Source organism: Streptomyces durhamensis (assembly GCF_000725475.1).
In the GTDB taxonomy this organism is placed as follows: domain Bacteria; phylum Actinomycetota; class Actinomycetes; order Streptomycetales; family Streptomycetaceae; genus Streptomyces; species Streptomyces filipinensis.
Map to the genome: position 1 here is coordinate 1 of NZ_JNXR01000034.1, position 23123 is coordinate 23123.

At 71.8% G+C, this 23123-nt stretch carries 18 protein-coding genes, 1 tRNA gene and 1 riboswitch; of the genes, 17 read left to right on the top strand and 2 right to left on the bottom strand.

The genetic code is table 11. The features are described from left to right. The 14 genes from IO33_RS0135860 to IO33_RS0135925 all read left to right on the top strand — a co-directional run. A partial coding sequence (locus IO33_RS0135860) for an N-6 DNA methylase (RefSeq protein ID WP_031172939.1) occupies positions 1 to 1646 on the top strand: 1646 nt, incomplete at its 5' end. A 164-nt stretch (positions 1647 to 1810) separates the two neighbouring features. Next, entirely contained in the window at positions 1811 to 2455 is a 645-nt protein-coding gene (locus tag IO33_RS0135865; RefSeq protein WP_031172943.1) for an integral membrane protein, read from the top strand. A 38-nt stretch (positions 2456 to 2493) separates the two neighbouring features. Continuing rightward, the gene (locus IO33_RS0135870) at positions 2494 to 3984 is read left to right on the top strand and encodes a serine/threonine-protein kinase (protein WP_280921949.1); all 1491 of its coding nucleotides are present in this window, start codon (positions 2494 to 2496) and stop codon (positions 3982 to 3984) included. A 167-nt stretch (positions 3985 to 4151) separates the two neighbouring features. Next, on the top strand, positions 4152 to 4802 hold the full coding sequence (locus IO33_RS0135875) for a SurA N-terminal domain-containing protein (RefSeq protein ID WP_031172947.1): 651 nt from the start codon (positions 4152 to 4154) through the stop codon (positions 4800 to 4802). A 115-nt stretch (positions 4803 to 4917) separates the two neighbouring features. Further along, entirely contained in the window at positions 4918 to 5979 is a 1062-nt protein-coding gene (locus tag IO33_RS0135880) for a nucleoside triphosphate pyrophosphohydrolase (RefSeq protein WP_245235958.1), read from the top strand. Beyond that, positions 5976 to 7286: a cytochrome P450 family protein gene (locus IO33_RS0135885; RefSeq protein WP_031172951.1), complete on the top strand. Its 1311-nt coding sequence runs from the start codon at positions 5976 to 5978 to the stop codon at positions 7284 to 7286. Before IO33_RS0135880 ends, IO33_RS0135885 begins: the two co-directional genes overlap by 4 nt. Before the next feature lie 150 nt (positions 7287 to 7436). Then, entirely contained in the window at positions 7437 to 8591 is a 1155-nt protein-coding gene (locus IO33_RS0135890) for a LysM peptidoglycan-binding domain-containing protein (RefSeq protein ID WP_031172953.1), read from the top strand. Positions 8592 to 8767: 176 nt separating this feature from the next. Further along, a riboswitch (cyclic di-AMP (ydaO/yuaA leader) is annotated at positions 8768 to 8941 on the top strand. 4 nt (positions 8942 to 8945) lie between these two features. Then, positions 8946 to 9650 (top strand): transglycosylase family protein, encoded by a 705-nt coding sequence (locus IO33_RS0135895; RefSeq protein WP_031172955.1) that lies wholly within the window; start codon positions 8946 to 8948, stop codon positions 9648 to 9650. Between the two features lie 312 nt (positions 9651 to 9962). Continuing rightward, on the top strand, positions 9963 to 11270 hold the full coding sequence (gene eno, locus IO33_RS0135900; protein WP_031172957.1) for a phosphopyruvate hydratase: 1308 nt from the start codon (positions 9963 to 9965) through the stop codon (positions 11268 to 11270). A 115-nt stretch (positions 11271 to 11385) separates the two neighbouring features. Next, positions 11386 to 11862 carry an FtsB family cell division protein gene (locus IO33_RS0135905; RefSeq protein ID WP_031172960.1) on the top strand — a complete coding sequence of 159 codons (477 nt, stop codon included), beginning with the start codon at positions 11386 to 11388 and terminating at the stop codon, positions 11860 to 11862. A gap of 94 nt (positions 11863 to 11956) precedes the next feature. Continuing rightward, a complete protein-coding gene (locus tag IO33_RS0135910) occupies positions 11957 to 12493 on the top strand; it encodes a DUF501 domain-containing protein (RefSeq protein ID WP_031172962.1) in 537 nt (178 codons plus the stop codon). Further along, a complete protein-coding gene (locus tag IO33_RS0135915; RefSeq protein ID WP_031172964.1) occupies positions 12490 to 13479 on the top strand; it encodes a Ppx/GppA phosphatase family protein in 990 nt (329 codons plus the stop codon). The genes IO33_RS0135910 and IO33_RS0135915 overlap by 4 nt, the downstream gene beginning before the upstream one ends. A 642-nt stretch (positions 13480 to 14121) precedes the next feature. After that, a complete protein-coding gene (locus tag IO33_RS0135920) occupies positions 14122 to 15501 on the top strand; it encodes an NAD(P)/FAD-dependent oxidoreductase (RefSeq protein WP_078964024.1) in 1380 nt (459 codons plus the stop codon). A gap of 221 nt (positions 15502 to 15722) precedes the next feature. After that, positions 15723 to 17024 carry a class I SAM-dependent methyltransferase gene (locus IO33_RS0135925; RefSeq protein WP_031172966.1) on the top strand — a complete coding sequence of 434 codons (1302 nt, stop codon included), beginning with the start codon at positions 15723 to 15725 and terminating at the stop codon, positions 17022 to 17024. 99 nt (positions 17025 to 17123) lie between these two features. On the opposite strand, the gene IO33_RS0135930 is transcribed toward IO33_RS0135925, so the two are convergent. Both IO33_RS0135930 and IO33_RS0135935 read right to left on the bottom strand, forming a co-directional pair. Then, positions 17124 to 19652, bottom strand: a complete 2529-nt coding sequence (locus IO33_RS0135930) for an ABC transporter permease (RefSeq protein ID WP_031172967.1) — start codon at positions 19650 to 19652, stop codon at positions 17124 to 17126. Continuing rightward, a complete protein-coding gene (locus tag IO33_RS0135935; protein WP_031172968.1) occupies positions 19652 to 20422 on the bottom strand; it encodes an ABC transporter ATP-binding protein in 771 nt (256 codons plus the stop codon). The genes IO33_RS0135930 and IO33_RS0135935 overlap by 1 nt, the downstream gene beginning before the upstream one ends. Positions 20423 to 20833: 411 nt before the next feature. On the opposite strand from IO33_RS0135935, the gene IO33_RS0135940 reads away from it, so the two are divergent. The 3 genes from IO33_RS0135940 to IO33_RS46165 all read left to right on the top strand — a co-directional run bounded on the left by IO33_RS0135940 (position 20834) and on the right by IO33_RS46165 (position 23045). Next, positions 20834 to 20920: transfer RNA gene (locus tag IO33_RS0135940), tRNA-Leu, on the top strand. 689 nt (positions 20921 to 21609) lie between these two features. Next, positions 21610 to 22314 (top strand): hypothetical protein, encoded by a 705-nt coding sequence (locus tag IO33_RS0135945; protein WP_157857961.1) that lies wholly within the window; start codon positions 21610 to 21612, stop codon positions 22312 to 22314. An 8-nt stretch (positions 22315 to 22322) separates the two neighbouring features. Further along, positions 22323 to 23045 (top strand): VOC family protein, encoded by a 723-nt coding sequence (locus tag IO33_RS46165; RefSeq protein WP_051927153.1) that lies wholly within the window; start codon positions 22323 to 22325, stop codon positions 23043 to 23045. The last annotated feature ends 78 nt before the right edge of the window (positions 23046 to 23123 follow it).

Consider the following 23123-nt stretch of genomic DNA (forward strand, 5'->3'; position numbering starts at 1 on the left):
GCCCCGCCGCCCCCCGCACCCCCGCCCTGCGCCTCCCCACCGGCCCGCAACTCCTCGCCTCCGCCCCGCTCCTGCGCGGCGCGGCCGAGCTGGCCGCCGAGCTGGGGGCACGGCAGGCCTTCGAGTTCCTGCTGGGCCGGCACCTGGACGCCAACCCCCGCCAGTACACGCTCACCCCCGCCGACCTCGCCGGCCTCATGGCCGACCTCGCCGGCCCCGCCCGTACCGTCCTGGACCCGGCCTGCGGCACCGGCGCCCTGCTGCGGGCCGTCGACATCCGCCCCGACCAGGAGCTGTACGCCCAGGACAGCGCGCCCGACCTGGCCGCGCTCACCGCGCTGCGGCTCGCGCTGCACTCCCGGGCCGCCGTGCGCGGCGCCGCCGGCGACACCCTGCGCGCCGACGCCCATCCGGAGCTGCGCGCCGACGCGGTGCTGTGCCATCCGCCGTTCAACGAGCGCAACTGGGGCCACGACGAACTCGCCTACGACGCCCGCTGGGAGTACGGCTTCCCGGCCCGCACCGAGTCCGAACTGGCCTGGGTTCAGCACGCGCTGGCCCGGCTGGCCGACGGCGGTCTCGCCGTGCTGCTCATGCCGCCGGCCGTCGCCTCCCGCCGTTCCGGGCGCCGGATCCGTGCCGACCTGCTGCGCCGGGGCGCGCTCAGGGCGGTGATCGCGCTGCCGGTCGGGGCGGCACCGCCGTACAACATCCCGCTGCACGTATGGGTGCTGCGCCGGCCGGACCGGACACCCGCGGCGCCGGAGGTGCTGCTGGCGGACACGGGGAGGTTCGCCGGGGAGGGGCGCGGCGGACCGGACTGGGCCGCGGTGCGGGAAGCCGTCCTGGACGCCTGGCGTGCCTTCGAGCGCGCGGGGCGGCTGGCGGAGCGGCCGGGGCTCGCCCGGTCCGTGCCCGTCATCGAACTCCTCGACGACGACGTCGACCTCGCGCCCGCCCGGCATCTGCCGCCGGCCGCCGTGGCCGACGGCGCGGAGCAGCTCACGGCGGTGCGCGAGCGCCTCGGCGCGACCCTGCGCCTGACCGCCGACCTCACCCCGCCGCCCGCCGCGCCCGCGCCGGGCGCGCGCTGGCCGCTCACCACCGTCGGTGAACTCGCGCGCGGGGGCGCGCTGGTGATGCGCACCGGCGGAAACGGCGGCCACGCACGCGTGCCCGTGCTCACCGACCACGACGTCCTCGCCGGCGCCGCACCCTCCGGGTCGCTGCCCGAGAGCCAGGAGGAGGCCGTGCTCACCGAGCCGGGCGACGTCGTCGTACCGGTGCTGGGCGGCGGCTCGGTGGCCCGCGTGATCGAGGACGGCACGGCGGGCGCCGCCCTGGGGCGCAACCTGGTGCTCCTGCGCCCCGATCACACGGCGCTCGACCCGTGGTTCCTCGCCGGTTTCCTGCGCGGTACCGCGAACAACCGGCAGGCCAGCAGCTACGCGTCCACCGCGACCCGGCTCGACGTGCGCCGCCTGCAGCTGCCCCGGCTCCCCCTGGACGAACAACGGCGCTACGGCGCTCGGTTCCGCGCACTCGACGAGTTCGAGCGGGCGCTGCGTCATGCGAGCCGGCTCGGGGAGCAGCTCGTGCGCGGGATGTACGACGGCCTCACCGACGGTACGGTGGCGCCCGGCTGACCGGCGGGCGGCCGCCCGTGGGGAAGGACAACGGTTCGGTACAACCGGGACGCTTGTCCGTGTCGGGTCATATGCTCGAAGCGACAATCGCACGACCGGCGTCCTCCGCCTGACGGGGTGCGCCGGGCGGACACGTGCGCCCACATCAGGCATCAGGAGCAGTCATGCAAGGCCTCGGCTACGGACAGCCGGTGAAGCCGCCGCACACCGCGTGGCTGGTCCTGTTGCGTGTGCTGTTCGTGGCGATCGGGTTTCTCAGCATCGGCCTGCTGGCCTGGGCGATGCTGCTGCGGCTGGCGATCGTCACGCGGCGGTCGCTGGACTGGGTCCTGTTCGCCGCCGCGCTGGTCGCCGACATCCTCAGCCTGGTGCTCGTGGGCACCGAATCCGGCGACGAGATCCACACCCCGGCCGGCTACTTCGGCCTGTTCCTGCTGCTCTTCACGCTGGTGGCCGGGATCGCGTACTACCTCGCCGCGGACATCCGCCACTTCGTGCGGCGCGGGCAGGCCTACGCGGCGCAGCGTCCGGCGCAGGCCGGGTACGGCTACCCGGGTCCCGCGCACCCGTACCGGCCGGCGACCGCCCCGGCCATGCCGATCGGCCGGGCGGGCCACGACACGCCCTTTCCCGCGGCCCCGCCCGCCCCGCGGCACACGCCGCCCCCGGTGCCGCACACGCCCGTGCCCCAGCCGCCGCAGCGCCCGGCGCCCAGCCACATCGAGCAGGTGCGTGCCGAACTGGACGAGCTGAGCGACTACCTGCGCCGGCATGACGGCCGGAGCGACAGCCACGAGGGCGGAAGGTGAGCGTGGCGACAGGACGGGTCGTCGCCGGCCGGTACGAACTGTCCACGCTCATCGGACAGGGCGGCATGGGCCAGGTGTGGACGGCGTACGACCGGCGGCTCGACCGGCGTGTGGCGGTGAAGCTGCTGCGCCCCGACAAGGTGGCGGGCCAGGAGGCGGACGAGCTGCGCCGCCGGTTCCTGCGGGAGTGCCGGGTGACGGCGCAGGTGGACCACCCGGGTCTGGTGACCGTGCACGACGCGGGCAGCGAGGGCGAGGAGCTGTTCCTCGTCATGCAGTACGTCGACGGCGCCGACCTGTCCGACCATCTCGCCGAGCACGACCCCTACCCGTGGCCGTGGGCGGTGGCGGTGGCCGCGCAACTGTGCGCCGTGCTGAGCGCCGTGCACGCCGTGCCGATCGTGCACCGCGACCTCAAGCCGCGCAACGTGATGGTGAAGCAGGACGGCACGGTCACCGTGCTCGACCTGGGCGTGGCCTCCGTGATGGACACCGACACGACCCGTCTCACCCACACCGGGTCCCCGATCGGCTCGCCCGCCTACATGGCGCCGGAGCAGGCGATGGGCGGCGCGGTCGGCCCGTACACCGACCTGTACGCGCTCGGTGTGCTGATGCACGAACTGCTCAGCGGGGACGTGCCGTTCTCGGGTTCCACGGCGCTCGGCGTGCTGCACCGGCACCTGTACGAGCCGCCACTGCCGGTACGCCGGATCCGCCCCGAGGTCCCCGAGGCGCTGGAGGCGCTCGTCCTGCGGCTGCTCGCCAAGGACCCGCAGCACCGGCCGGGCTCCGCTCAGGAGGTGTACGAGGACCTGGCGCTGCTCCTGCCCGCGCGCGGGACGCCCACCGGTGCGCCTTTGGACCCGACGCGCCCCTTCCTGCGTCCGCACGCCCCCTGGCCGGACCGCGCGCGGACGCCCGCGCCCCGGCCCGCCCCGGTCGCGGCGCCGCCGACGGCCGAGAAGCCCGATGTCGCCGCCGCCGTCGACGAGGTCAAGCGCCTGCTGGGGGAGGGGCGCATCACCCAGGCCGTGGACATCCTGGGCGCGATCCTGCCCGCCGCCGCGGAGCAGCACGGGGAACACTCCCCGGTGGTGCGCACGCTGCGCAAGCAGTACGCGGCGACCCTCATGGACGACGGCCAGTACCGGCGCGCGCTGCCCGAACTGCGCCGGCTCGCCGACGAACGGGCCACCGAGGCCGGCCAGGCCGACCCGCAGTCCCTGCGCTACCGCTACGAGGCCGCGCAGTGCCTGGAGCAGCTGGGCGAACCGGCGGCGGCGCTCACCGAGTACCGCGCGCTGCTGCCGTACTACGAGAACCAGTACGTCTCCGGCGACCCGCACGTCGCCCACGAGGTGCGCCGGCGCATCGGCCATCTGCTGCTCGCCCTCGGCGACCGGCCGTCCGCCCACGACACCCTCGCCCGGCTGCTGATGGACGTGGAGCGGCTGCACGGCCCCGGTCACCCGATGGCCATGGAGATCCGGCGCACCCTGCAGTGGCTGGGACAGGTGCGCGGTTAGCGCACCGCGGCCGCGGTGCGGCCGGCTGAGCCGACCCGGTGGCGCGACGGTGCCCGAAGCGCGTGCGAATCGTTGGTCGAATGGGTTGGCCCGGGCCCGCCCACTGCCTACCATCGATCACCGCAAGACTTTGTGCACCGTCGCACAATCTCCCCTTGGAGGTTCCCTTGCACCGCCGCCGCACCGCGCTCGTCCTCACCGCCGCGATCGCCGCCGCGGCACCCTTGTTGACCGCCTGCGGAGACGACGCGCATCCGGGCGCCGCGGCCGTCGTCGGCGGGCAGCGGATCACCGTCGCCCAGCTGGAGGGCCGGGTCGACGAGGTCCGCAGGGCCCAGCGGGCCGCGGTGCCGGACGAGACCCAGTACCAGCAGGTCCTCGCCTCCACCAGCAGCCTCACCCGGGACACCCTGCACAACATGGTGCTCGACCGGGTGCTGCACCGCGCCGCGCAGGACGAGGGCATCACGGTGACCCGCAAGGAGGTCCAGCGGATGCGCGGCGGCCTGGAGCAGCAGGCCGGCGGTGCCAAGGGGCTGCAGGCCGCCTGGCTGCAGAAGTACGGCATCGCCCCCGCGCACCTCGACGAGAACCTGCGCCTGCAGCTGGAGGCGCAGAAGCTGGCCAAGAAGCTCGGCACCGACACCAGCCGGCCCGACTTCTGGAAGGCCCTGGCCAAGGCCTCCCAGGAGCTCCGCATCGACCTCAATCCGCGCTACGGCTCCTGGGACGTGCAGAAGAGCAGCCGCGTGGACGCCAGGACGCCCTGGGTGCGGGAGGTCACCGCGGCGGACGGCGGACAGCCGGTGACGGCCTAGCCCGGCCGGGCCGGGCGCCGCCGATCGAGCACGCGTCGGTCATACGATCACACGATCGTCCCAGCCCTGTGGACAACCGAATCCGCTCCCTCCCGCCGTGGGTTACGTTCGGACCGTGAACGCATCCAGCTCCGACCCCGCCGCCACGACCGACCCCGGTCGCATCGTCCTGCTCACCACCAGCCACCGCGTCGCCCCCGGCCTGCTGTCCTGGCCCGCCTGGCAGGCGCTGCGCTCCGCAGACGCCGTGCTGTGCGCGGACGGAGCGCATCCGCAGCTGCCGTATCTGCGCGAGGCCGGGACCGTGGTGGAGGAGACCTCCCCCACAGCGCAGGAGCTGGTCGACGCCTGCGCCGGCGGGCGGACGGTGGTGGTCGTGGCCACCGGTGAGGGAGAGCCCGCGCTCACCGACGGCCTGGCCCGGCTGGCGGGCTCCGGCCGCGTGTCCATGCCGGATCTGGAGCTGCTGCCGGCCTCCTACGACCTGCCCGGCGCCCGCCTGCTGGACCTGGTGCAGGTGATGGACCGCATCCGCGCCGAATGCCCCTGGTCCTCCCGGCAGACCCACCAGGGCCTCGCCAAGTACGGCATCGAGGAGGCGTACGAGCTGGTCGAGGCGATCGAGGCCGGTGACCGGGAGGAGCTGCGCGAGGAACTGGGCGACGTCCTGCTGCAGGTCGTCTTCCACTCCCGGATCGCCGAGGAGCACCCGGACGCGCCGTTCTCCGTCGACGACGTCGCCGGCGGCATCGTCGCCAAGCTCGTCCACCGCCACCCGCATGTCTTCGGCGACGAGAAGGCCGAGACGCCGGAGGACGTCAAGCAGCACTGGCTGCGCACCAAGGCCGAGGAGAAGCGGCGCACCTCCGTCACCGAGGGCGTCCCGCTCGGCCAGCCCGGACTGGCCCTCGCCGCCAAGCTCGTCTCCCGCGCCCGCACGGCGGACCTGGACGTCCCCCTGCCCCAGGGGGAGGGGGTCGGCTACGAGCTGCTCGCCCTGGCGGCCCGTGCCGAAACGGACGGTGTGGACCCGGAGGCGGCCCTGCGGGCGGCGGCCCGGGCCTACCGCGACGCGATCCGGGCGGCGGAGGGCGTCGGCCCCGAGGAGATACGCGCGGGGCGCGGCGACCACCGGGACGCGGAGGCCCACCCGAGGCCGGATACGGTCGGGGAGTGACCGACCAGCACCACCCCCAGGCGGCCCCCGACCCCGCCCCGGACTCCGCTCCCGCCCTGTTCACCTGGGAGTTCGCCACCGACCCCTACCCGGCCTACGCCTGGCTGCGCGAGCACGCGCCGGTGCACCGGACGCGGCTGCCCAGCGGGGTGGAGGCCTGGCTGGTCACCCGGTACGCCGATGCCAGACAGGCCCTGGCCGACCAGCGGCTGAGCAAGAACCCGGCGCATCACGACGAGCCCGCGCACGCCAAGGGCAAGACCGGCATCCCCGGCGAGCGCAAGGCCGAGCTGATGACCCATCTGCTGAACATCGACCCGCCGGACCACACCCGGCTGCGCCGGCTGGTCAGCAAGGCGTTCACGCCCCGCCGGGTCGCCGAGTTCGCGCCCCGGGTGCAGGAGCTGACCGACCACCTCATCGACCGGTTCGCCGCGAAGGGCTCCGCCGACCTCATCCACGAGTTCGCGTTCCCGCTGCCCATCTACGCCATCTGCGACCTGCTCGGCGTCCCGCGCGAGGACCAGGACGACTTCCGGGACTGGGCGGGCATGATGATCCGGCACGGCGGCGGGCCGCGCGGCGGGGTCGCCCGGTCCGTCAAGAAGATGCGCGGCTACCTCGCCGAGCTGATCCACAAGAAGCGCGAGGCACTGCCCGCCGAGCCCGCGCCCGGCGAGGACCTCATCTCCGGCCTCATCCGCGCCTCCGACCACGGTGAGCACCTCACCGAGAACGAGGCCGCGGCGATGGCGTTCATCCTGCTGTTCGCCGGCTTCGAGACGACCGTCAACCTCATCGGCAACGGCACCTACGCGCTGCTGACCCACCCCGAGCAGCGGGCGCGGCTCCAGGACGCCCTGGCCGAGGGGGAGAGGGAGCTGCTGGAGACCGGGGTGGAGGAACTGCTGCGCTACGACGGCCCGGTGGAGCTGGCCACCTGGCGGTTCGCCACCGAGCCGCTCACCCTCGGCGGACAGGACATCGCGCCCGGGGACCCGGTGCTCGTGGTGCTCGCGGCGGCCGACCGGGACCCGGAGCGGTTCGCCGACCCGGACGTGCTGGACCTCGCCCGCCGCGACAACCAGCACCTCGGCTACGGCCACGGCATCCACTACTGCCTCGGCGCCCCGCTCGCCCGGCTGGAGGGTCAGGCCGCGCTCGCCACGCTCCTCACCAGGCTGCCCGACCTGCGGCTCGCGGCCGATCCGGCCGACCTGCGCTGGCGCGGCGGGCTCATCATGCGGGGCCTGCGCACACTGCCCGTGGAGTTCACCCCGGAGGCCGGCGAAGCCGTGGAACGGTGAACATGAAGGGCGTTCAACTTTGTGATCTTCACGTGATCTGCGCGGCATTAACTTGTGACAAGTGATCGTCTGCCGATACGTTCACCCATCAGTGTGGCGCCGGGCTTCAGCGCGCCGCGCCGGCCCTGCTGTCGCACGAAAGGCTTCCGCATGCTCTCCGGGAACGGTCGTCACCGTCGCCCCCGTCAGGCTCCGGCTCTCCTCGTCGCGGCCGGAGTGACCGGCTCCGCCATCGCCATCCCGCTGCTCGGCGCCGCGAGCGCCAACGCCGCCGACGGCACCACGTGGGACAAGGTCGCCGAGTGCGAGAGCGGCGGCTCCTGGAGCGCGGACACCGGGAACGGCTACTTCGGAGGCCTGCAGATCTCGCAGGACGACTGGGGCAGGTACGGCGGCACGCAGTACGCCGACAGCGCCGACCAGGCCAGCCGCTCGCAGCAGATCGCCGTCGCCGAGAAGATCCTGGCCGACCAGGGCACCAAGCCGTGGGCCATGTGCGCGCTGACCGCCGGGCTGACCTCCAACTCCGCTTCGGTGGACGTGGACACCGGCGTCGGCGGCTCCGCGGACGGCAGCGGATCGGGGGACGCGTCCGGCTCGGCCGACAGCTCCGACTCGTCCGGTCTGCCGGATTCGTCCGCCTCCGACTCCGGTTCGGACTCCGGCTCCGGCTCGCACGCGGGGTCCGACTCCGGTTCCGGCTCCTCGGGTTCGGACTCCTCGGATTCCGGTTCCCCGGCCCCGGACGCACCGGGTTCGGATGCCTCCGGTTCCCCCTCCGGCAAGGGCGCCACACCCACTCCGGGTCACGGCCGCCACGCCACCAAGACCCCGGACCAGACGGGGGGCTCCACCGGAAGCAGCACGCCCAAGTCCGACAAGGGTGACAAGTCCGGATCGTCTGGCTCGTCCGGTAAGGACGACTCGCAGGGAAGTGACAGCTCTCCCGCGCCGACCCCTGGCACCGACGAATCGGACAATTACCAGCAGTCCGCCGGTTCTTGGAGCCTGGTCGACACCGGCACGCTCAGCAGCGGTGGACGCCACCGCGGTGGGAGTGCGGACGAAAGCGTGACAAACGGTCAGAACGCCCCCTCTTCCGGCCGTCATGCCGGCCCCGCGGCGGGCACCTACACCGTGCGTGAAGGGGACACCCTCGCCTCCATCGCCGACTCTCTGCGCGTCGACGGCGGATGGCATGCGCTCTACGACGGGAACAAGACCGTCATCGGTACCGACCCGAATCACATCACCGCCGGTCAGACCCTGGAAGTCGGTGCCGAAACGGGCGGAAAGCAGCGGTAGTTGACGCCCTGTTTCGCCGCTGATGTCCGTTTCGGTGAAAGTGTGGGATGAGTCTCAGAAGCCCTGATCGTCTTTGAAATTCCCTCGATCACCTGTCTACGGTCAAGGCCGCTCGTCACCACGAGCCCCGGCACTCGCAACGCCGAATCCTGCCAGCGGTTGCCCGGGAACAGTCGTCGCGTCAAGCGCCGTAGGCAGGAGCGGGGGACCCAAGGTAAGTGCCGGGCCCGGCGGTTCACGCCGGTACCGGCTAGGGGTGGAGCCGCGCCTCGCGAGAGCGAGCGTGCGGCCGGGCAACTCAACCGGCCCGAACCCGACAGCTCACCTCGCAGGCGTCGGTGAGGGGATCGATCCATGCTGTTTACCGGCAAGGGCAAGCACCGTCGTCCGTCCAAGGCCACCCGCGCCCTCGCGCTCGCCGGCGTCACCGGCGCCGCCGTCGCCGCCCCGCTGATGGCGGCCGGCAACGCCTCCGCCGCCACCGCCTCCCAGTGGGACGCCGTCGCCCAGTGCGAGTCCGGTGGCAACTGGTCCATCAACACCGGCAACGGCTTCTACGGCGGCCTGCAGTTCTCCGCCTCCACCTGGGCCGCGTACGGCGGCACCGCCTACGCCGCGCAGGCCAACCAGGCCACCAAGGCGCAGCAGATAGCCGTCGCGGAGAAGGTCCTCGCCGCGCAGGGCAAGGGCGCCTGGCCGGTCTGCGGCACGGGCCTGTCGAGCACCCCGTACAACGGCTCCGCGCCCAGCACCCCCTCGAAGACCACCTCGTCGAAGACCACCGCGCCGAGCAGCACCACCCGCTCCACGGACCAGCAGGCCGCCTCCCGCTCCGCCGAGCGCACGGCCCCCTCCGCGAGCAAGACCGTCACCACCCCGACCGGCAAGAAGGTCAAGAAGGGCGACGGCGAGTACAAGGTGGTCACGGGCGACACCCTCAGCTCCATCGCCGACAAGCACCACGTCCAGGGCGGCTGGCAGAAGCTCTTCCAGCTGAACAAGGACATCGTCTCGGACGCCAACCTCATCTACCCGGGCCAGCAGCTGCACCTGAAGTAGGCGCGGCGGCCCTCGGGCCCCACCTCGGTCCCCGCGGGCCTCACCCCGTTCCCCCCGGGGCCGCCCCCGTCCCCACGGGCTCCCCGCCCCGGCGCGTGTTCCCCCGTACGCGCCGGGGCGGGGTCTTTTGTGTGTGCCCCGTGCACCCACCCTTTGTTCCGCTCATGAACAATGGGTACCGTCTGCGTGTCCCACCCCGTCCACGGGGCGGTCGGTCGGTGGCCGATCCCCTGGAGACGGTTAGGCTCTAGTCGCAAGGCGCAGCCGCAAGGCGGCAAGCCCCGCACTTCCAGCGTCACATCCAAGAAGGAGATGCTCGTGCCGTCCATCGACGTCGTCGTAGCCCGGGAAATCCTGGACTCCCGAGGCAACCCCACGGTCGAGGTCGAGGTCGGCCTCGACGACGGCAGCACGGGTCGTGCCGCCGTCCCGTCCGGCGCCTCGACCGGCGCCTTCGAGGCCATCGAGCTGCGCGACGGTGACCCCAACCGCTACCAGGGCAAGGGCGTCGAGAAGGCCGTCCTGGCCGTCATCGAGCAGATCGGCCCGGAGCTGGTCGGCTACGACGCCACCGAGCAGCGCCTGATCGACCAGGCCATGTTCGACCTGGACGCCACCGACAACAAGGGCTCCCTCGGCGCCAACGCCATCCTCGGTGTCTCCCTCGCCGTCGCCCACGCCGCCTCCGAGGCGTCCGACCTCCCCCTCTTCCGCTACCTGGGCGGCCCGAACGCGCACCTGCTGCCGGTGCCGATGATGAACATCCTCAACGGCGGCTCGCACGCGGACTCCAACGTGGACATCCAGGAGTTCATGATCGCCCCGATCGGCGCGGAGTCCTTCTCCGAGGCCCTGCGCTGGGGCACCGAGGTCTACCACACCCTGAAGAAGGTCCTGAAGAGCAAGGGCCTGTCCACCGGCCTCGGCGACGAGGGCGGCTTCGCCCCGAACCTCGGCTCCAACCGTGAGGCCCTCGACCTCATCCTGGAGGCCGTCAAGGAGGCCGGCTACGTCCCCGGCCAGCAGATCGCCCTCGCGCTCGACGTCGCCGCCTCCGAGTTCTACAAGGACGGCAAGTACCTCTTCGAGGGCAAGGAGCGCTCCGCCGCCGAGATGACGGAGTACTACGAGGAGCTCGTGGCGGCCTACCCGCTCGTCTCCATCGAGGACCCGCTGTTCGAGGACGACTGGGCCGGCTGGAAGGTCATCACCGACCGCCTCGGCGACAAGGTGCAGCTGGTCGGCGACGACCTGTTCGTCACCAACCCCGAGCGCCTCGCCCGCGGCATCGAGGAGGGCACCGCCAACGCCCTGCTGGTCAAGGTCAACCAGATCGGCTCGCTGACCGAGACCCTGGACGCCGTCGAGCTGGCCCAGCGCAACGGCTTCAAGTGCATGATGTCCCACCGCTCCGGCGAGACCGAGGACGTCACCATCGCCGACCTGGCCGTCGCCACCAACTGCGGCCAGATCAAGACCGGCGCCCCGGCCCGCTCCGAGCGCGTCGCCAAGTACAACCAGCTGCTGCGCATCGAGGAGATCCTCGACGACGCCGCGGTGTACGCCGGCCGCAGCGCCTTCCCGCGCTTCCGCGGCCACATCGAGGTCTCCAAGGGCTGACCTCCACCGGGCTAAGTCTTAGCCAGTCATACGTACGTCCCCGGACCCGGTCCCGTACCGTGTCCGGGGACGTACGCACGTGTGAACCGCGAGGCAAGGAGAGGCGGAGAGCCAGATGGCCGTCAAGGACCGGGACCGTTTCTCCACCGCGACCCGGCTGCGGCTGCTCGGTGAGCAGACGGCGGCCCGGGTCTACCGCTCCCAGAGCAAACGGCAGGCCCGCCGCTCCCGGCTCACCGGCCGCGCCGCGCTGCTCGCGCTGGTGCTGTGCTCGATGATCGTCGCGCTCGCCTACCCGATGCGGCAGTACGTCTCCCAGCGCGCCGAGATCGCCGACCTCCAGCGGCAGCAGGAGCAGGACCGCAAACGGGTCGAGCAGCTGCGCGACCTCAAGGCGCGCTGGCAGGACGACTCCTACGCCGAACAGCAGATCCGGCACCGGCTGCACTACGTGAAGCCCGGCGAGACCGGGTACGTGGTCGTCGACCCGGGCGCGGCCAAGCAGTCCCGTGCCGACCTGGGGGCCGCCCACCGGCCCTGGTACGCGAACGTCTGGGACGGGGTCGACAAGTCCGACGCCTCCGACCAGTGACCGGCCGGCCAGCGACCGGCCCCGACCAGGACCGGCCGGCCGCCCGAGGCGGACGCCGGTCAGCAACCCACAGAAAGCCATCCTGAAAGCAGTCATGGAAACGCCCCCGCCGCCCACTCCGCGCACCGAGCCCACCGACGCGGATGTCGAGGCCTTCAAGCAGCAGCTCGGCCGCCCGCCGCGGGGCCTGCGGGCCATCGCGCACCGCTGCCCGTGCGGCCATCCGGATGTCGTGGAGACCGCCCCGCGACTGCCCGACGGCACGCCCTTCCCGACGCTGTACTACCTCACGTGCCCGAAGGCGTCCTCGGCCATCGGCACGCTGGAGGCGAACGGCGTGATGAAGGAGATGACCGAGCGGCTGCAGACCGACCCCGAGCTGGCCGCCGCCTACCGGGCCGCGCACGAGGACTACATCCGGCGCCGGGACGAGATCGAGGAGCTGACGGGCTTCCCGAGCGCCGGCGGCATGCCGGACCGGGTCAAGTGCCTGCACGTCCTGGTCGCCCACTCGCTGGCCGCCGGCCCCGGCGTGAACCCGCTGGGCGACGAGGCGATCGCCATGCTGCCGCAGTGGTGGAGCAAGGGCGCCTGTGTGACGCTCCAGGACACCGAGGGGAACGAGAAGTGACCCGGGTCGCCGCCGTCGACTGCGGTACGAACTCCATCCGGCTGCTGGTCGCCGATGTGCATCCCGAAACCGGTGAACTCATCGAGCTGGACCGCCGGATGACGATCGTGCGGCTCGGCCAGGGCGTCGACCGCACCGGCCGGCTCGCCCCGGAGGCGCTGGAGCGCACGTTCGCGGCCTGCCGTGAGTACGCGGCCGTGATCAAGGAGCACGGCGCCGAACGCCTGCGCTTCGTGGCCACCTCCGCCTCCCGCGACGCCGAGAACCGGGACGACTTCGTACGCGGCGTGCTGGACATCCTCGGAGTCGAGCCGGAGGTCATCACCGGCGACCAGGAGGCCGAGTTCTCCTTCACCGGCGCCACCAGGGAGCTGACCGGGCGGGACGACCTCGCCCGGCCCTACCTCGTCGTGGACATCGGCGGCGGCTCCACCGAGTTCGTCGTGGGCGAGGAGCACGTGCGGGCGGCGCGGTCGGTGGACGTCGGCTGTGTGCGGATGACGGAACGTCACCTGGTGCACGGCGGCAAGGTCTCCGACCCGCCCACCGAGGAGCGGATCGCCGCCATGAGGGCCGACATCGAGGCCGCCCTGGACCTCGCGGAGCAGACGGTCCCGCTGCGCGACGCGCACACCCTGGTCGGCCTGGCCGGCTCGGTCACCACCGTCTCCGCGATCGCCCAGGAACTGCCCGAGTACGACTCCGCGCGCATCCACCACTCCCGGATCTCCCGCGACCGCGTCCGCGAGATCACCGAGTGGCTGCTGCGCTCCACGCACGCCGAGCGCGCCGCGATCCCGTCCATGCACCCCGGCCGGGTCGACGTCATCGGCGCGGGCGCCCTGGTCCTGCTGGCGATCATGGAGCGGATCGGCGCCGAGGATGTCGTCGTCAGCGAGCACGACATCCTCGACGGGATCGCCTTCAAGGTGGCGGAAGAGGCGGAAGCGGCGGGATCGGATCGGGCGGCGGCCGACCCGCGATGACACGGAGCGGCCCTGGTTCCTTCCGGAGGAACCAGGGCCGTCGCTTCGGCGACGCGGACCGACCGTCATCGGACGGGCCGTCAGTTGCACAGGAGGACGATGAGGCCGCTGCACCCCCCGTCGCCGTGGCCACCGGCCGGAACCGACGGGGCGGCCGCCGTGACGGTCCCTGCCGCCCGGCGTTTCCTGTTGCCCGGCTCTCTTTTGTTACTTGCGGGTAGCCGTCGGCTGAGCAGGTCGGATAACGTTTGAGCGTCGCCGGAAGGGTCCTCGCGGGCCTGTCGGGGGTGTGGCGCCGGAAAAGTTCGTGAAGTTCTTCACAAGGAATTCGGCCCGGTCGGGGTGCGTAAGGGCGTCCGTTGGTCCTTTCGGGTGCCCAATGCGCCCTTGAACATGTTCAGATGGGGGTCGTGCGACGCCTTCGGATCGCGTGCCCGCGGCGGCGTTCCGGGCGGCTCACACGCTCGCTCGCCGTCGAGAGAGGCAGCTCACGCGGCATTGACAACGGCTCGGAGGGTGCTGCGGTTCCCCTTGGCTGTCATGATCTGCGTCACGCGAGTCGCGGAGTGTAGCACAGGGCCTGTCGGAGCTTGTGAAGGGGCGCACGAGCGACCCCTCCGAGGCGGGTGGATACTCGATGGCATGAGCACCACGGAGCGTCCCAGGATCCTCGTAGTAGGCGGTGGGTACGTAGGCCTGTACGCAGCTCGGCGCATCCTCAAGAAGATGCGCTACGGAGAGGCGACCGTCACGGTCGTCGACCCCCGGTCGTACATGACCTACCAGCCCTTCCTGCCCGAAGCCGCCGCCGGCAACATCTCCCCTCGCCATGTCGTCGTCCCGCTGCGACGCGTGCTGCCGAAGGCGGAGGTCCTCACCGGCCGGGTCACCACCATCGACCAGGACCGCAAGGTCGCCACGATCGCCCCGCTGGTGGGCGAGGCGTACGAGCTGCCCTTCGACTACCTGGTCATCGCGATGGGCGCGGTCTCCCGCACCTTCCCGATCCCCGGCCTCGCCGAGCAGGGCATCGGCATGAAGGGCATCGAGGAGTCCATCGGCCTGCGCAACCACGTCCTCGAGCAGCTGGACAAGGCCGACTCGACCAACGACGAGGAGATCCGCCGCAAGGCGCTCACCTTCGTCTTCATCGGCGGCGGCTTCGCGGGCGCGGAGACCATCGGTGAGGTCGAGGACATGGCCCGCGACGCGGCCAAGTACTACAAGAACGTGTCCCGCGAGGACATGCGCTTCGTCCTCGTGGACGCCGCCGACAAGATCCTGCCGGAGGTCGGCCCGAAGCTCGGCCAGTACGGCAAGGAGCACCTTGAGGGCCGCGGTGTGGAGATCTACCTCTCCACCTCCATGGACTCCTGCGTCGACGGCCACGTCGTGCTGAAGAACGGCCTCGAGGTCGACTCCAACACGATCGTGTGGACCGCCGGCGTCAAGCCGAACCCGGCCCTGGCCCGCTTCGGTCTGCCGCTCGGCCCCCGTGGCCACGTCGACTGCGAGCCCACGCTCCAGGTCAAGGGCACGGACTACATCTGGGCCGCCGGCGACAACGCCCAGGTCCCGGACCTCGTCGGCCGCAAGGCGGGCAACGAGAACGCCTGGTGCCCGCCGAACGCCCAGCACGCGCTGCGCCAGGCCAAGGTCCTCGGCGACAACGTGGTCTCCGGTATGCGGGGCTTCCCGCAGAAGGAGTACGAGCACGCCAACAAGGGTGCGGTCGCCGGTCTCGGCCTGCACAAGGGCGTGGCGATGATCGTCATGGGCAAGATGAAGATCAAGCTCAAGGGCCGTCTCGCCTGGTACATGCACCGTGGCTACCACGGCATGGCGATGCCGACCTTCAACCGCAAGATCCGCGTCTTCGCCGACTGGACGCTCGGCATGTTCCTCAAGCGCGAGGTCGTCTCCCTGGGCGCCATGGAGAACCCCCGCGAGGAGTTCTACGAGGCCGCGAAGCCGGCCCCGGTGGCCGCCGCCAAGACCGAGGAGAAGGCCAAGGCCTCCTGACCCTCACCGGTCAGCACCTTCCGGCCCAGGGCCGGTGAACCGACCGAAGGACCTCCCGCCATCCGTGGTGCGGGAGGTCCTTCGGCGTTCCCGGATCACCATCCGTGAGGCCCCTGCACCGTTTTGCTCAGTTGTAACTCCTTTGCGGGACTGTGCGGAACTGCCGACGGTGTTTACGTGGTTACCGGCATCCGGGATCGTCGTCTTGGAGGTGTTGCGCCATGGCCGACGCCGCGTCGCGGCTGAGGAGTCTTGCCGAGCAGGTACTGGGAGTCCCGCTCCCGGTCCGGCTGCGCGCCTGGGATGGATCGCAGGCCGGGCCGCCGGACGCGCCGGTGCTCGTCGTGCGTAACCGCCGCGCCCTGCGCCGCATGCTGTTCAAGCCGGGCGAACTGGGCCTCGCCCGCGCCTGGGTCTCCGGCGACCTGGGGATCGAGGGGGACCTGTACACCGCGCTGGACGCGATGGCGGGTCTGGTGTGGGAGCGCGGGGAGGACGCCCGCGGTCCCGCCGAGGCCCTGCGCGACCCCGCCGTACGGGCCGCCGTCCGTGAGCTGCTCAGGCTGGCGGGGCCGCCGATCCCGCCGTCCCCGCCGCGCGAGGAGGTCCGCAGACCCCGCCGGAAACTGCACACCCGGCGCACCGACAGGCGGGCCATCAGCCACCACTACGACGTCGGCAACGACTTCTACGAGATCGTCCTCGGGCCGTCGATGGTCTACTCGTGCGCCTACTGGGGGGCCGTGGAGGGCGACGCCGCCCTGGAGACCGCCCAGCGCGACAAGCTCGAACTCGTCAGCGCCAAACTCGGTCTGTCGCCGGGCCGGCGGCTGCTGGACGTCGGCTGCGGCTGGGGCTCGATGGCCATCCACGCGGCCCGCGAGCACGGTGCGAGCGTCGTCGGGGTCACCCTGTCGCAGGAGCAGGCGGCGTACGCCCGCAAGCGCGTCGCCGACGAGGGGCTGACCGACCGGGTCGAGATCCGGGTCCAGGACTACCGGGACGTCACGGACGGCCCCTTCGACGCGATCTCCTCCATCGGGATGGCCGAGCACGTCGGCGCCGAACGCTATCTGGAGTACACGCAGCAGCTGTACGGCCTGCTGAAGCCCGGCGGGCGGCTGCTCAACCACCAGATCGGCCGCCGCCCGCAGTACGACGAATCGGCGTACGAGGTGGACGAGTTCATCGACGCGTACGTCTTCCCCGACGGGGAACTCGCCCCCCTCGGCACCACCGTCACCCAGCTGGAGCGCGCCGGGTTCGAGGTGCGGGACGTGGAGTCCCTCCGCGAGCACTACGCCCGCACCCTGCGCCGCTGGGTCGCCAACCTGGAGGCGGACTGGGACCGCGCCGTCCGGCTCACCAGCCCCGGCCGCGCCCGCGTCTGGCTGCTGTACATGGCCGCCTGCGCACTCGCCTTCGAGCGCAACCGGATCGGCGTCAACCAGGTCCTGGCGATCCGCACTCCGCAGTCCGGTGCCTCCGGCCTGCCGCTGCGCCCGCGCACCTGGCACGGCTGACCCGGCCGCACGGCTCGGCTCGGGCCGCTGCAACCGCACGACGGAAACGGCGAGGGCCCCCGCTCCGCGACCGGAGCGGGGGCCCTCACCGTCGTACGGCTACTCGGACTTGATCGCCGCGAGCATGTTCAGCCGGGCCGCGCGCCGGGCCGGCCACAGCGCGGCCAGGACGCCGACCAGGCCCGCCAGCAGCAGGAAGACCGCCATCCGGCCCCAGGGCAGGACCAGTTCGTACGTCGGCATCTTCGTGCCGAGCAGCTGACCGGCCGCCCAGCCGAAGAACACGCCGAGGCCGATGCCGAGCACCCCGCCGAACAGGGAGATCACCAGGGACTCCAGACGGACCATCCGCTTGACCGCCTTGCGGTCCAGGCCGATCGCGCGGAGCATGCCGATCTCCTGGGAGCGCTCGAAGACCGACATGGCCAGCGTGTTGATGACCCCGAGGACCGCGACGATCACCGCCATGCCGAGCAGGCCGTAGAGCATGTTCAGCATCGTCGTGAACATCTTCGCGATGCCGTCGGAGATGTCCTGCTTGTCCTGGATCTTGATCGCCGGGTTCAGACCGAGGGCCTTGGCCAGCTTGTCCTTGGCCGCGTCGGAGGCGCCGTCCGCCGTCTTGACCATGACCTGCATGTCGGCGGGAGCCTTCAGATGCGGGGTGAGGACCTTGTTGTCGATCATGATCCCGTTGATCATGTCGTTGCCCTCGTAGATCCCGGCGACGGTCAGCCGCCGCGCCTTGCCGTCCTCGAAGTGCGCGGTGAAGTGCGAACCGGACGTCCAGCCGTACTCCTTGGCCCGGTCCTTGTCGACGACGACCTGCGAACCGCCGACCGTGAACGAGCCCTCGTCCACCTTGAGGTCCGTCAGCTTCCCGATGGACGCGCCGTTGACGCCGGTCAGGAACTCGGTCTCGCCGTCGATGCGGGACTCGCCGTTGCGCAGCGGGCTGCTCGCGGTGACACCGTCGGCGGCGGCGGCCTTCTTCGCCACCTCCGGGGAGAGCGGGCCGTGGTCGGCCATCGAGACGACGTAGTCCGCGCGGATCGCGGAGGACGCCATCTTGTCGATGGCCGTCTGCAGACTGCCCGCCATCACCGTCATGCCGGTGATCAGGGTCAGGCCGATCATCAGCGCGGAGGCGGTGGCGGCCGTACGGCGCGGGTTGCGCACGGAGTTCTGGCGGGCCAGCTTGCCCGAGACGCCGAAGGCGCGCATGACCGGGGCGGCGGCCGCGATCAGCGGCCGGGACAGCAGCGGGGTCAGGATGAACACGCCGGTGATCAGCAGGACGGCACCGATGCCCATCGGGCCCTGCGCGGCCGTGGCGTCCATCGACGTGGCCACGAGGACCACCGCGACACCGGCCGCCGCGCACAGCGCGCCGAGCGTGTTGCGCAGCACCAGCGACTTGGCGGTGGCCTTGGCGTGCACGCTGCTCATCGCCGCCACCGGCGGGATCTTCGCGGCCCGGCGGCCGGGCAGCCAGGCGGCCAGCATGGTGATGAGGATGCCGACCGCGAGGGCGGCCACCACGGTGCCGGGGCTGATCACCAGCGGCCCGTCGGGCACGCTCGCGCCGAAGGAGCCCAGCAGGGCGCGCAGGCCCGCGCCGATGCCGATACCGGCGGCCAGACCGGTCACACCGGCGACCGCGCCGACCGCGAACGCCTCGGCGAGCACCGAACGGGTCACCTGGCGGCGGGAGGCGCCGACCGCGCGCAGCAGGGCCAGCTCCCGGGTGCGCTGGGCGACCAGCATGGTGAAGGTGTTGGCGATGATGAACGTGCCGACGAACAGGGCGATACCGGCGAACACCAGCAGGGCCTGCTTCAGGCCGCTCATCGAGTCGGCGATCTGCTTCGCCTGGTCGTCGGCGAGCTGCTTGCCGGTGGTGGTCTCCACCAGGTGGGACGGCAGGGCCTCGTCCAGTGCGGCCTTCAGCGCGGACTGGCTGGTGCCGGGCGCGGCCTTGACGTCGATCTCGTCGTACGTGCCCTTCTTGCCGAACAGCGCCTGAGCGGTCGGCGTGTCGAACAGGGCGAGGCTCCCGCCCGCGGCGACGTTGCCGTCGTCGGTGGTGAAGATGCCGCTGACGGCCGGGGTCAGGACCGGGCCGTCCACGGAGAGGCGCACGGTGTCGCCGACCTTGTAGCCGGCGCGCTCGGCGGTCCTGGAGTCGAGCAGCACCTCGCCCCGGCCGTGCGGGGCGTGGCCGCTGACCAGCGGGTAGCGGGCGTCCTTCGCACCCCAGTAGTTGCCGCCCGTGGACTGCCAGTCGCCGCCGACCAGCTTGCCGTCCTGGTCGGCGACGGCGGTGAAGCCGCTGACGACACCGGTCGCGGAGGCGGCGCCCGGAACCTTGCCGGCCTTGTCCAGCATGGCCCGGGTCAGTTCGGCCGTCCGGCCGACCTTGTCGCCCTTGGAGTCCTGGTACGTGGGCCGTACGGCGACGTCGACCTGGTCGAAGCCCTTGGCGGAGCTCTTCTGGTAGGCGTCGGAGATGGTGTTGGTGAAGACGAGCGTCCCGGAGACGAAGGCCACGCCGAGCATGACGGCGAGCACCGTCATCAGCAGCCGGGCCTTGTGCGCGAGGACGTTGCGCAGGGCGGTGCGGAACATCAGCTGGTACGGCCCTTCGCGTCGAACTGCTTCATGAGGTCGAGGACGGAGTCGGCCGTGGGCGCGTACATCTCGTCGACGACCCGGCCGTCCGCGAGGAAGACGACGCGGTCGGCGTAGGCGGCGGCGACCGGGTCGTGGGTCACCATCACGACGGTCTGGCCCAGTTCGCGCACGGAGTTGCGCAGGAAGCCCAGCACCTCGGCGCCGGAGCGCGAGTCGAGGTTTCCGGTCGGCTCGTCACCGAAGATGATCTCGGGCTTGGAGGCGAGGGCGCGGGCGACGGCCACGCGCTGCTGCTGGCCGCCGGAGAGCTGCGAGGGCCGGTGGCTGAGCCGCCCCGACAGGCCGACCATCTGGATGACCTGGTCGAGCCACGCCTTGTCGGCCTTCCGGCCCGCGATGTCCATCGGCAGGGTGATGTTCTCCAGGGCGGTCAGCGTCGGCAGGAGGTTGAAGGCCTGGAAGATGAAGCCGATCTTGTCCCGGCGGAGCTTGGTGAGCTGCTTGTCCTTCAGGGAGCCCAGTTCGGTGTCACCGATGCGCACGGAGCCGGAGGAGAAGGTGTCGAGGCCGGCCACGCAGTGCATCAGCGTCGACTTGCCCGAGCCGGACGGGCCCATGATCGCGGTGAACTCGGCCTGCCGGAAGTCGACGGAGACCTGGTCCAGGGCGACCACCCGGGTCTCACCCTGCCCGTAGATCTTCGACAGCTCCGTGGCGCGTGCGGCCACGGCGGTGGTCCGGCCGGCGGTGGGTGTGGTGGTCACGGGAAGGTGCTCCTGTCAGGACGGGTGTTCCATGGGGACCACTCCATCGTCTCGGCGCCAGGGGCGCGTGTAGTCAGCCGCTGTTCCGGTTCCGGGGGGCGACTCGGGTCGGACGGGACGACCCGGTGTCATACCTGGGGAGGACGGCCGACCCTGAGAGGGGGGCACGGTCGAACCGGTGTCGAACGGTGTCGAGAACGGGTGGGACACCCTCGTTCGGACGGTGAAATTCCGTCATTTCGCGCACGCGCGTACCCGCGTCACGGCACGCTGTTGGCAAGTGCGGATGGCTCGTACCGTGGGCTGATGCACCCTCAGACGTCAATAAAATAAGACAACATCGGTCCGCCCTTCCGCTGTTCGGGGGATGGGTCCCGATAGGCTCGAAGCTCGTAGCGGAGCCCACGGCCTGCCCGGATGGTGGAATGCAGACACGGCGAGCTTAAACCTCGCTGCCCCTTCGCGGGCGTGCCGGTTCAAGTCCGGCTCCGGGCACCACTTCGCCTGCGACGCGGGCGGCGGGCCACCCTCGGGGTGCCTCGCCCGGCCCGCCGGTCGCGGCTTCGAGGGTGGCGGCGGCGTGCCGGGCCCCGCGGGAGCGGGCGCCGGGGCCGACCCGGACGTGCCGACAGTTCAAAAATCTAGTCAAGCGAATTGACAGCCCGGGTGAAGGTCAATGAAGATGATCTTCACTCTTGTGGGTGTATTCGGTCGAACCGGATCCCTGCCTGAAACAAAACGGGGCTACTCAATGTCTGCACACGCGCTTTCGGGTATCGGGCAGGACCGCTCGGCCTGCGTGACCGGCTTACCCGCCGCGGTGCCGCCCGAGCGGTGAGGCGGAGAATCCTCTCCAGCGCAGCGTGATCCTGTTCTGCAGCACCCTTCTTTCCTTCCGGCCTCGCCTGCGGCATCGCGTCCCGGCGCGGGGTCCTCTTGCCATGCCCTGCCCTTCCGGACAGCCGATCACGCCCGGCGCGCAACTGTCAGGTTTTCTTCACTAGGTCATCAGGACCCTTTGCCTTCGCGCGGTCCGGAACTGGGATTTGGGTATGCACGGCAGGGGGGACATCATCCTGCGCTTTTCCGGGATCGAGGTCGAGGTGGCCTCTTCCGATCCTTCGGAGCTCGCCTTTCTTTTCGGACCGCACGTGATACGTGACCCCGGTTCCGCATCCTTGGCGTCCGTGCGTGTGGAATTCACCGCTGCGACGCGAAGACAGCCGGACGGGGACACCGCGGGCGAGAAGGAGTTCCTGGTCCGCCACGGCGACGGCACACCTTTGCTGCGCCGCACCTTCCGGGGCTGGGGCACCATGCCGCCGCCGCTGCCGCCGTTCGCCGTGCTGGGGGAGCGGTACGCGCTGATGCGGGCGGTCGTCCTCGCGAAGCACTCGGCCGCTGTCGCCCTGGTGGGCGGCCCCTACGCGGAGACGCTGAGCGTGGCCGCCGCCCTGGCGCAGCGCTCCTGGCGCTTCGTCTCGGGACAGCTCCTCGTGTTCGACCTGGTCGAGGAGCAGGTGGTGCCCTGCCTGCTGCCGTTGGAGGCCCGGGGCCGCGCGGCCGTCCGGATGCGTACCGCCGGGCTGCCCGAGGAGAGCCTGCGGTCGGTCCCCTCGGCCCTGGGCGGGGAGATGCTGCTCGTGCGGCCCGAGTGCCTGGGCGATGTGGTGCCGGTCGACGCGCGGATCGCCCTGCCGTCCCTGGTGCGGCTGTGCGGCACCGCCGACGACGGCGTGCGGATGGCCCCCGGTGAGTTCGTCCCCCAGGTGTGGCCGGTGGAGGCGGGCGCCGCGTTCTCGGCCGCACCCCATTACCGGCTGGAGCTCTCCTCGGGGAACGGGGCCGAGGAAGCGGCCGGGCTCATCGACGCAGAACTCACGCGAAAGTAGGACGACGGATGCCCCGACGCACCGGCTACCGGCCCGGCAGCCCCTGCTGGGTCGACTGCGTCACCCCTGACCTGGACGGGACCCAGCGGTTCTACACGGAGCTCTTCGGCTGGCAGTACACGGCGGAGGGGCCCGGCTACCACCTGGCCCGGCTCGGCGGAGAGATCATCGGCGGGACCGGTGCGGCGCCGCCCGGCCTGCCGCCCGTCGCCAGCTGGACCGTCTACCTGGCCACCAAGGACATCGACGCGACCTCGGCCGAGGTCCGCCGGCTCGGCGGACGGATCGTCATGGGCCCGGTCGCGACCGGGGCCGACGGGCGGCTGTGCCTCGCCGTGGATCCGGACGGAGCACCGGTCGGCTTCTGGGAGGGGCACCACGACGTCGGTGTGGTGCTCGCCGACGAAGCGGGCGCGGTCTGCGACTTCGAGCTGCGCACACCCCGGCCGGAACGGGCCGAGCGGTTCTACGGCGGGCTGTTCGGCTGCTCCGTCCGCGGCGAGGGCACCGGCCTCAGCCTGGAGCTGGACGGGACACGCCTGGCCCGGATCACCCGCACCCCGCCCGGAGAACAGCCGTACTGGCTGCCCCACTTCGGAGCCACGCCCGACGCGGTCGCCCGGGCCCACGCTCTGGGAGCCACCGCCCCGGCCCCGAACGACGACCTCCCCGCCCCGGTCCGCCTCCGCGACCCCTGGGGCGCCCACTTCGCCCTCACCCCGTCCCTCTGACCGCGGTGCCGGCCCGCCGGCCCGCCGGCCCGCCGGCCCGCCGGCCGGCAGGGTTTTGGATGCCGTGACCACGGGCCG

Coding starts and splice junctions, on each gene's coding strand:
- IO33_RS0135865 (WP_031172943.1), top strand. CDS start 1,811: ATGCAAGGCCTCGGCTACGGACAGCCGGTGAAGCCGCCGCACACCGCG.
- IO33_RS0135890 (WP_031172953.1), top strand. CDS start 7,437: ATGCTCTCCGGGAACGGTCGTCACCGTCGCCCCCGTCAGGCTCCGGCT.
- IO33_RS0135895 (WP_031172955.1), top strand. CDS start 8,946: ATGCTGTTTACCGGCAAGGGCAAGCACCGTCGTCCGTCCAAGGCCACC.
- eno (WP_031172957.1), top strand. CDS start 9,963: ATGCTCGTGCCGTCCATCGACGTCGTCGTAGCCCGGGAAATCCTGGAC.
- IO33_RS0135905 (WP_031172960.1), top strand. CDS start 11,386: ATGGCCGTCAAGGACCGGGACCGTTTCTCCACCGCGACCCGGCTGCGG.
- IO33_RS0135910 (WP_031172962.1), top strand. CDS start 11,957: ATGGAAACGCCCCCGCCGCCCACTCCGCGCACCGAGCCCACCGACGCG.
- IO33_RS0135920 (WP_078964024.1), top strand. CDS start 14,122: ATGAGCACCACGGAGCGTCCCAGGATCCTCGTAGTAGGCGGTGGGTAC.
- IO33_RS0135925 (WP_031172966.1), top strand. CDS start 15,723: ATGGCCGACGCCGCGTCGCGGCTGAGGAGTCTTGCCGAGCAGGTACTG.
- IO33_RS0135930 (WP_031172967.1), bottom strand. CDS start 19,652: ATGTTCCGCACCGCCCTGCGCAACGTCCTCGCGCACAAGGCCCGGCTG.
- IO33_RS46165 (WP_051927153.1), top strand. CDS start 22,323: ATGCCCCGACGCACCGGCTACCGGCCCGGCAGCCCCTGCTGGGTCGAC.